The organism is Streptomyces alkaliphilus (genome assembly GCF_014141535.1).
GTDB classification, from domain to species: Bacteria; Actinomycetota; Actinomycetes; order Streptomycetales; family Streptomycetaceae; genus Streptomyces; species Streptomyces alkaliphilus.
Map to the genome: position 1 here is coordinate 1 of NZ_VKHT01000081.1, position 9,992 is coordinate 9,992.

Consider the following 9,992-nt stretch of genomic DNA (forward strand, 5'->3'; position numbering starts at 1 on the left):
GGGCTCACTCATCGGGATGTGGACCCGGTGAAGGGGGCCGCGGGTAGGCAGGCGCGGGACGCGCGACCGGGAGGGAGGAACGCGCGGCGGGGACGGAGGACGGTCCTCAGACCTCGCGGGCGATCGCGGCGCCGGGCAGTTCGACGGCCATCCGCTCCTGTAACCGCGCCACCGCCGGTACGTCCCCGAACTCGTGGGCCGCCGCGGCGGTGGTGCGCCGGAGCCGGTCGCAGACCCGCTCCGAGCGCAGCCGCCGCGTCACCTCCAGCGCCTCCATGGCCCGCTCCGCGGCGGCCTCGGGCTCCCGGCACAACAGATGGACGGTGGACAGGCCGATCAGACCGAGTGCATACGAACGCCGGGGGCCCGGCTCGCCCACGCGCTCGCCGCGCTCGAGTTCCTCCCGGAAGAGTTCCACCGCGGCGCCGATGCGCCGCCGGGCCGGAACGGTGTGGTCGGGATCCGCGTCGGTGGCGTACGCCAGATCGCGGTAGGCACAACCGTTCTCGACGTGGAGCTCGGCGAGGGTGAAGAAGGCGATCCAGTCCGGCTCGTGCTCGTGGGGATCGATCTCGGCGAAGACCTCGTCGGCCGTGTCCACGGCACGCCGGCAGCGGGTGGTCTGGCCGAGTGAGGCACGGGCCCGGGCCTCCAGCGCGTGCAGCATGGCCAACAGGCGGGAACCCGCGTTCTCCCGACCGCCGTACTGCGCGAGGGTGACCAGCTCCAGGGCGTCCGCCGGACGTCCCAGATGGATCATCTGACGGGCCATCTGGGAGAGGACCAGGGCCCCCAACGGCCGGTCCCCCGCTTCCCGCGCGGCGTGCAGGGCCAGCACGAAGTACTTCTGCGCCGTGGGCTGCAGGCCCACGTCGTAACTCATCCAACCCGCCAGCGAGGACAGTTCCGCGGTCACCCGGAACAGACGGCGACGCACCCGTCCGGGACGGGGCTCACGGAGCAGATCGGTCACCTCGTGGAGTTGGCCCACCACCGCCTTGCGGCGCAGCCCCCCGCCGCTCTGGGCGTCCCAACCGCGGAACATGGTGGTGGTGTCGTCCAGCAGGTCCAGGTCCGCCCCGGACAGCGGGGGAACGGGGAACCCGGTGGAGGGGGGCGCGGAGGTCTGCGCGGGGATCGACCGAACACGGTGGTCGGACGACCCGTCGTGCTCCGTCTCCGGGGCCCCGCCCCCGGGTGCGAGCCATCGCTGCATGGGTTCGATCAGGGCGGGCCCGGCGGAGACGGTGAGCGAGGTGCCGAGGAACCCGCGCCGGCCGAACATCAGATCGCTGCGGGAGAACTCGTTGATCATCTCGGCGGTCCGGGGTCCGGCCCAGGGGAGGTCAACGCCGGAGGCGGTGGCGGCTCGGCGCGCGGCGCGCAATCCCAGGTCCTCGATGGTCACCACACAGCCGAAGCGTTCGGAGAACAGTTCGGAGAGGATGGTCGGGATGGGCTCGCGGGGCTGCTCGCCGTCCAGCCACCGCCGCACCCTCGACGTGTCGGTGCCCACGTGGTGGGCACCGAGCCGACCGGCACGACGATTGACCCGTCGGGCCAGCTCCCCCTTGGACCACCCGCTGCGCCCGAACCAGGAGGTCAACCGTTCGTTGGGCGGCCTGGAGGAGCCGGCCGACATCTCCGCGTCCCCGGTGTTGTCGCTCACCGTTCAGGCCCTCATCTCCGACTCCGCGCCGGCGGAGTCGACCGATCGTCGTTCGTGCTCCCGTCACCGTCGTGCCGCCGACTCCCCTGCCCGGAAACGGACTCCGGAGCCGGCGTTTCTGTATGCAATCCGTGATCCACGCGCGATCCTCCCGTGACCCGGCCGGCCGATCGCCGTACCCGGATCACCGACCGATCGCGGGTGTCCTCCGTGCCGGGGTTCACTGTCGTGCCGTCGCCCCGGTTTCCCCCGCCGGGGTGCCTCCCGCCGCGGGGGTTCCTCTGTCCGGCGCGGAAGACCCCGCCGGGCGAGCGAAAGTATTTCGGGGGAGTCCGATCGAGGGGGCTTCGCCGACCATTCGCCACCATTCGCCACCCCTCGCCGCAGAACCTATCGCCCGGTATCCGCTGTTCACTTGGCGAGGGGGCGATCATCGACTCCGAAACGGGGCACCACGGGGGCGCACGGTTGCGCACCGAAGCGCTCGAGGAGTCCCGGCGGGCGACGGCGCCACTCCCCCGGGCCCCGGGAGGCCGGCCGGTCAACCCGCCGAAGTGCGTAACCATCCGTCCCGAGGACCGTTGGAGGAGGCATGGGGATCACGATCGACGGCACCGGAGAGGTCCGGGGGGAGCTCCGGGAGATGCGACTCCTCCCCCGGGTGCCCCGCAGGCGCGGCACCGACCCCGTGGGAACGGTGGTGGCCGAGTACACCGCACTGCGCGGTTGGGACGTGGTGCCCGGGGTCCGGGCCCGCTACCGCGCCGGACGCGCGGAGTGCTCGTGCGGTCGGGCCGCGTGCCCCTCCCCCGGAGCTCATCCGATGGACATCGACGCCTCCGCCGATCTGACGATTCGGGCCGGCACTCCCCTGCCGGAGGCTCTCTCCCGCTGGTCGCGCACCCCCGGGGCGAGTGTGCTGATCCCCACCGGACGGGCCTTCGATGTGCTCGACGCCCCGGAGGTCGCCGGACGCGCCGCGCTCGATCGGCTGGAACGGCTGGGGTTGCCCACGGGCCCCGTGATGTCGGCTCCGGACCACCGCCTGTGGTTCCTCGTCGCCCCCGGGACCACCGACGACCAACCCGTGGGCGCGCTCCGCACCGGCGACGGCCGGCACCTCCCGGGGACCGGGCTGCGAACCGTGGGCCGGGGCGGACATCTGACCGCCCCACCGTCCGACCACGCGGGGCGCGGACCGGTGCGCTGGCTGCGCGACCCGGGGCCGGGCACCGAGCCGGACCCCATCGGCGGACGGGTGCTGCTGCGCGCGTTGACGCATCTGTGCCGGCGCGGGGGTTCCACCCGGTGGTGACGGCGCGGCGCGCCCCCCGGTCACGTCGAGCGGTGCCGGGAGCGGATGTGGCAACGGACGCGGCGGCGTCCCCGGAGAACCCGGGGACGCCGCCGCGTCCGTTGCCGACCCGGGGCCCGGCACCGGCTGACCGCCGATTCCGCGGGTCCCGCGACGCTCAGCCGATGAGGGCGTCGACGAACGCCTCCGGCTCGAAGGGGGCCAGGTCGTCCGGTCCCTCGCCCAGACCGATCAGCTTCACCGGAACCCCCAGTTCGCGCTGGACCGCCATGACGATGCCGCCGCGAGCCGTGCCGTCCAGCTTCGTGAGCACGATGCCGGTCACATTGACCACCTCGGCGAAGACGCGTGCCTGGATGAGCCCGTTCTGACCGGTGGTGGCGTCCAGCACCAGCAGGACCTCCCCCACCGGTCCCTGCTTCTCCACCACGCGCTTGACCTTGCCCAACTCGTCCATGAGCCCGGTCTTGGTGTGCAGGCGGCCGGCGGTGTCGATCAGCACCACGTCGGCGCCCTCGGCGATGCCTTCCCGCACAGCGTCGAAGGCGACCGAGGCGGGATCGCCGGCCTCGGGACCGCGTACGGTGCGGGCCCCGACCCGTTCACCCCAGGTCTGCAGCTGATCGGCGGCGGCGGCACGGAAGGTGTCGGCGGCGCCCAGGACCACGGAGTTGCCGTCGGCGACCAGGACCCGGGCCAACTTGCCGGTCGTGGTGGTCTTGCCGGTCCCGTTGACCCCGACCACCAGCACCACCGCCGGCAGCTCCTCGCCCTCGGCCGACACACCGCCCTCGGTGCGCACGGACCGGTCGGTGTCGGTGCCGATGATCGCGAGCAGCTCCTCACGCAGGAGGGCACGCAGTTCGTCGGGGGTACGGGTGCCCAACACCCGGACACGCTCCCGCAGCCGCTCCACCAACTCGGTGGTGGGGCCGACGCCCACGTCCGCGGTGAGCAGGGTGTCCTCGATCTCCTCCCAGGTGTCCTCGTCCAGGCGGTCGCGGGACAACAGGGTCAGCAGCCCTTGCCCGAGGGCGTTCTGGGAACGGGCGAGGCGGGTCCGGAGGCGAATCAGTCGACCGACGGTCGGTTCCGGGGTCTCCGTCGGCGGCCCGGGCTCCGGCGGGGCGACCGTTTCCGGCTCCCCCTCGACGGTGGTGTCGGGCGCGGGGGGCGCCCCGGGCAGCTCCACGTCCTCGACCGTGCGGCGCAGCGGTGGGGCGGGTTCACCGGAATCCTCCCCCACCTGCGGCTCGGCGGGCGGGGCCGCCGTCGCGGGTCGGTCGTCCGTCGGAGCCCGGGACGAGCGTGTGCGGGTGATCACGAGCCCGCTGATCGCGCCGATCGCGACCACGGCGAGCACCACGGCGAGGAGGAGGATTTCCATCGGTTCCCTAGGATGCGCCCGCACGGGGCGCGGTCGGAGCGGTCCGGTCGCCTTCAGTATCGCCCGGGGCCGCCCCTGAACCGGGGCGCCCGACGATCCGAGGGGTTCGGGTCGTCGGGCATCCGGGTGGTCCCCGGGGAGGGACTCCGGGCCCCGTCCCCGAGCGGGGCCCGGGAGCGGGTCAGCCCATCTCCTCCAGCGCCTTGCCCCGGGGCTCGGGCACCCACTTGAGGACGAAGAAGAAGGAGAGGAACGCGAAGGTCGCGTACATCACGTAGGCACCCGACAGGTTCCAGTCCGAGAGCGTGGGGAAACTCTGGCTGATCGCGAAGTTGGCGATCCACTGCGCGGAGGCGGCCACCCCCAGGGCGGCGGCGCGGATCCGGTTGGGGAAGATCTCGCCGAGCAACACCCAGACCACGACCCCCCAGGAGAGGGCGAAGAACAGGACGAAGGAGTGCGCGGCGACCAGCGCCACGGTGGCCTGGCCGTCGGGCAGACGGATGTCGTCCCCGGTGCCGGTGCGGTGGGAGAACGCCCAGGCGGCCAGCCCCAGGGAGATCGTCATGCCGGCCGACCCGATGAGGGCCAGGGGTTTGCGACCGATGCGGTCCACCAGCATCATCGCGATCACCGTGCCCACGATGTTGATGAGCGAGGTGGTGAAGGAGTAGAAGAAGGACGCGTCGGGGTCGATGCCCACCGACTGCCACAGCGAGTTGCTGTAGTAGAAGATGACGTTGATGCCGACCAGCTGCTGGAAGATCGACAATCCGATGCCGATCCAGACGATCGGCAGGAGACCGGCCCGGCCGCCCAGCAGGTCCCGCCAGCTCGGACGGTGCTCGGTGCGCAGCCTCTCGCCGATCTGCCGGACCCTGGCGTCCAGGTCGGTGCCGACGGCCTCCACACCGGCGAGGACCCGGCGGGCGTCCTCCCGACGTCCCCGGGAGACCAGATACCGCGGGGATTCCGGGATGCGCAGGCTCATCAGTCCGTAGAGCGCGGCGGGGACGACCTCGATGCCGAGCATGAGCTGCCATGCCTCGAGTCCGAGCAGTTCGCCGCGCTGCTCGCCCCCCGCCAGGTTCAACAGCCCCCAGTTGACCAATTGGGAGATGGCGATGCCGAGCACGATCGCGGCCTGCTGGAAGGAGGCCAGCCGTCCACGGTACTCCGCGGGCGAGACCTCGGCGATGTAGGCGGGCGCGATGACGGAGGCCATACCGATGGCCACACCACCGAGGGTGCGCCAGAGGGCGAGGTCCCAGACGGTGAACGGCAACATGGACCCGATGGCGCTCGCGGCGAAGAGGAGCGCCGCCAACTGCATGACCCGGACACGGCCCAGACGATCGGCCAGGCGACCGGCGATCACGGCGCCGAGTGCCGCGCCGAGCAGAGCGATGGCCACGACGGTGCCCAGGGCCCCCGGTCCCACCTCGAAACGCCCGCGGATCCCCTCGACGGCCCCGTTGATGACGGCGCTGTCGTAGCCGAAGAGGAAGCCGCCCATCGCGGCCACGGATGCGATGAAGACGACGTGCCGCAGATGCGGTGGCCGGCCCCCGGGGACGTCCCGGGGAGCCTTCTCGGTGGTACTGGTCACGTTTTCTCCTGCTCCCCGGCGGCCCTGCCGGGAGGGGTGGGACGAGTGGGGCGTCGGGACGGGCCGAGCCGCCCCTCCGGGGCGGACGAACGGACTCCGCCAGAGGTTAATCATTCAAGTTGTGAAGTCAAATCAAGGTCCAGAGGGACCCGCACGGGAACTTCCGCATCGCGAGTCCCGACAAACATTCGACACTTGAACCGAAGGTCGATGTCCACCGCGGAACGACAGGGCCACGGACGACCTCCTTCGGGCACGTCCCCGGGTTCTCGGGGGAGGTGCGCCTACCCCGCTGGCGCCGCCCCGGAACGGGCCAATCGTTGCCCGATGACCTTGGACACCCCGTCCCCCCGCATGGAGACCCCGTAGAGGGCGTCGGCGATCTCCATCGTTCGCTTCTGGTGGGTGATCACGATGAGCTGCGAACTCTCCCGCAGCTCCGCCATGATGCCGATCAGCCGGCGCAGGTTCGTGTCGTCCAGGGCGGCCTCCACCTCGTCCATCACGTAGAAGGGGCTGGGCCGGGCCTTGAAGATGGAGACCAGGAGCGCCACGGCGGTCAGGGACCGCTCCCCGCCCGAGAGCAACGAGAGCCGCTTGACCTTCTTGCCCGGGGGACGCGCCTCCACGTCCACGCCGGTGGTGAGCATGTTCTCCGGATCGGTCAGGACCAGGCGCCCCTCACCTCCCGGGAAGAGCCGTCCGAAGACGCCCTCGAACTCGCGGGCCGTATCCCGATAGGCGGCGGTGAAGACCTGTTCCACTCGTTCGTCCACCTCCTTCACGACCTGAAGGAGGTCCGTCCGGGTGCGACGCAGATCCTCCAGCTGCTCCCCCAGGAACCTGTGACGCTCCTCCAGCGCCGCGAACTCCTCCAGGGCGAGGGGGTTGACCCGGCCCAGCTGCCGATGGGCGCGCTCGGCCGCCCGCAGCCGCTTCTCCTGCTCGGCACGGACGAAGGGCACCGGCCGGTTGCGGGGATGCTCCGGGTCGGAGGGCAGTTCCTCGCCCTCGGCCGCCGGTGGGGGCGGCACGGGCTGGTCCGGTCCGTACTCGCGCACCAGGGCCTCCGGTTCCACCCCCAGCTCCTCCAGGGCCCGGGTCTCCAACTGTTCGATGCGCAGCCGCTTCTCCGCGCCCAGGACCTCTCCGCGGTGCACGGAATCGGTCAGCCGGTCCAGCTCCTCCTTCAGTTCTCGGCCGTGACGACGCTCGGCCGTCAACGCCTCCTCCCGCTCCGCCCGGGCCCGTTCGACCACCAACCGGTCGGCCTCCGCGCGCGCCAGGGAGGCCGCCACCCGCTCCGAGAGCATCCGGGCGGCGGCCGCCACCGCGCCGGCGACGGCGGCCTCGTGCCGACGCCGCGCACGACGCCGTTCGGCCCGTGCCCGGGCCTCCCGCTCCGCGCGGGCGGCTCGGTCCAGGGAATCGGCGCGGCCCGCCAGGGCGCGCACCCGCTCCTCATGGGTGCGCAGGTGGAGCCGGGCCTCCATCTCGGTCTGGCGCGCGTTGGCGGCGTCGGCGGCCAGTCGGTCCCGGGTGCCGGTGTCGGGTTCCTCCGCGGCTTCCGCGTCCTCCTCCAGGACGGCGAGCCGTTCGGCCAGCTCGGCCTCCTCCTCGCGGGCGCGTTCCAGCTCCGCGCGGGCTCGTTCGACCTCGCGCGAAGCCCGCTCGGCCTCGGCCGCGGCGGCCCCCGCCCGCCCGTCCAGAGCGCCCAGTTCCCGGGCGAGTTCCGAGCGTCCGCGCTCGGCGGTCGCCGTCGCCCGTTCCAGTTCGGCGACCTCGGCGCGACGCTCCTCCCGCACCGTGCGGGCGGTTCCGAGCCGCTCCGCGAGTTCCGCGGCCCGCTCCGTGACGGCCTCCAGGCCGGCCGCCGCCTCCTCCACTGCGGCCCGGACCTCCAGGGTGCCGGGGGCGGCCGCGGAACCGCCGCGGGCCAGGCGACGGGAGAGCACATCCCCCTCCGGGGTGACGGCCGTGAGCGCGGGGTGTCGGTCGATCAGCTCCCGTGCCCGGGCCGTGTTCGCCACCAGTACCGTCCCCACGAGCAGGGAGCGGACCGCGGCCAGCGTCTCCGGGGGGCCGGAGAGCAGATCGGCGACGGGCCGCGCCCCCTCGGACGGGCCGTCGGGGAGCGGGACGCCGCGCTCGGCCCCCTCGCCGGTCGGATCCGTGAGAAGGAGGACAGCGCGCCCCTGCTCGCCCTCCCGCAGCAGTCGCAGCGCCGCGAGGGCGGTGTCGGGACCGTCCGCCACCACGGCGTCCGCCATCGAGTCCAACGCGGCCTCCACCACCGCTTCGTACCCCGGCTCGACGGTCAGGAGCTCGGCGACCGTGCCCGGGATGCCGGGCGGGCGTCGGTCGGATTCCAGGAGCGCGGCGGTGCCGTCCCGACGACGCAGCGACGGCAGCAACGCCTCGTGCCGTGCCGCGAGAGCGGCCCGCTCCCGCTCCGCCGCCGCGTGCTCGGCCGTGACGGCGGCCACCTCCCGGTCGGCCTCCTCCACCGCGGCCCGGGCGGCCTCCAGACATCTCGCCAGTTCCTCCGCCTCCGCCTCGCGGCCGGCCACGGCCGCACGCAGTTCCCCGTGACGCTTCCCCGCCGACCCGGCCCGCCGCACCGCCTCCTCACGGGTGGCCACCAGCCGTTCGATGTCCGCGGCGATCGACGTGGCCCGCCCACCGGCGGCGGTGAGCCGACCGTTGAGCCGGGCGAGGTGTTCGCGACGGTCGGCCGCGGTCCGGTTCGCGTCCCGGAGGCGACGCTCCTCGGCCTCCACGGCGCGCTCGAGTTCGCCACGATGTCCGGTCGTCTCCTCCAACGCGCGTTCGGCGGCCTCCATCGCCGCCGTCAATTCCGCTTCCTGCTCTCGGATCCGGGCGGCCTCCCGCTCCAGGTCCTCCGGATCCCGACCTCGTCGTTCCTCCGGATCCCCCGATCGGGCGGCGGTCACCCGGGCCTCGGCGAGGCCCACGGTGCCGCGCACCCGCTCGTCGAGACGGGAGAGTTGGTGCCACGCGCCGTGGGCGCTCCTCAGGCGGGGCGCGAGAGCGGTGATCTGTTCCTCCAGTGCGGCCTCCCGCCGGCCGGCCTCGGCCAACCGGCGGGCGGCCTCCTCACGACGGGTGCGCAGCGCGGCCTCGTCCTCGAGTTCGCTCCGCAGCGCCTCCCGCTGACCGACCAACTCGTCGGCGAGCAGACGCAGCCGGACATCGCGCAACTCGGCCTGGACGACGGCGGCGCGACGCGCCGCGGCGGCCTGGCGTCCCAGGGGCTTGAGTTGTCGGCGCAGTTCCTCGGTGAGGTCCTGCACCCGGGTGAGATTGGCCTGCATGGCGTCCAGCTTCCGCAGCGCCTTCTCCTTGCGCTTGCGGTGCTTCAGGACCCCCGCCGCCTCCTCGATGAAGGCCCGCCGTCCGGTGGGATCGGCGTGCAGCACCGAATCCAGCTGGCCCTGACCGACGATGACGTGCATCTCACGGCCGATGCCGGAGTCGGAGAGCAGTTCCTGGATGTCCAGCAACCGGCAGGTGTCACCGTTGATCTGGTACTCGCTGCCACCGTTGCGGAACATGATCCGGGTGATCGTGACCTCGGTGTAGTCGATCGGCAGGGCGCCGTCGGTGTTGTCGATGGTCAATGAGACCTCGGCCCGGCCGAGCGGGGGCCGCCCCGTGGTGCCGGCGAAGATGACGTCCTCCATCTTGCCGCCGCGCAGGGACTTGGCGCCCTGTTCCCCCATCACCCACGAGAGCGCGTCCACGACGTTGGACTTGCCCGAGCCGTTGGGTCCGACGACGCAGGTGATACCGGGCTCGAACCGCAGCGTGGTCGACGAGGCGAAGGATTTGAACCCGCGCAGGGTCAGGCTCTTGAGGTGCACGCCACCGGACTTTACCGGGCATCTGCGGATGATCACCCCGGTACCGGTCCTCCGTCCCTCCCGGCACGGGGGACCCGAGGACCCCGCTCGGTGAGGGTTTCCGGGAAGGTCGGGCGGCGGCCGGGGAC

At 72.8% G+C, this 9,992-nt stretch carries 5 protein-coding genes; 1 reads left to right on the forward strand and 4 read right to left on the reverse strand.

From position 1 onward, the window contains the following. Positions 1-106: 106 nt before the first annotated feature. The gene (locus FNQ90_RS04905; RefSeq protein ID WP_182605136.1) at positions 107-1,642 is read right to left on the reverse strand and encodes a hypothetical protein; all 1,536 of its coding nucleotides are present in this window, start codon (positions 1,640-1,642) and stop codon (positions 107-109) included. A 619-nt stretch (positions 1,643-2,261) separates the two neighbouring features. Here FNQ90_RS04905 and FNQ90_RS04910 point away from each other — a divergent pair. Further along, complete coding sequence (locus FNQ90_RS04910; protein ID WP_182605132.1) at positions 2,262-2,984, forward strand: bifunctional DNA primase/polymerase; 723 nt, start codon at positions 2,262-2,264, stop codon at positions 2,982-2,984. A 157-nt stretch (positions 2,985-3,141) separates the two neighbouring features. On the opposite strand, the gene ftsY is transcribed toward FNQ90_RS04910, so the two are convergent. The 3 genes from ftsY to smc all read right to left on the reverse strand — a co-directional run bounded on the left by ftsY (position 3,142) and on the right by smc (position 9,864). After that, on the reverse strand, positions 3,142-4,371 hold the full coding sequence (gene ftsY, locus FNQ90_RS04915; protein ID WP_182605133.1) for a signal recognition particle-docking protein FtsY: 1,230 nt from the start codon (positions 4,369-4,371) through the stop codon (positions 3,142-3,144). A 181-nt stretch (positions 4,372-4,552) separates the two neighbouring features. Further along, positions 4,553-5,980 carry a sugar porter family MFS transporter gene (locus FNQ90_RS04920; RefSeq protein ID WP_323379779.1) on the reverse strand — a complete coding sequence of 476 codons (1,428 nt, stop codon included), beginning with the start codon at positions 5,978-5,980 and terminating at the stop codon, positions 4,553-4,555. A 284-nt stretch (positions 5,981-6,264) separates the two neighbouring features. Next, positions 6,265-9,864 (reverse strand): chromosome segregation protein SMC, encoded by a 3,600-nt coding sequence (smc, locus tag FNQ90_RS04925; RefSeq protein ID WP_182605135.1) that lies wholly within the window; start codon positions 9,862-9,864, stop codon positions 6,265-6,267. Positions 9,865-9,992: the final 128 nt, after the last annotated feature.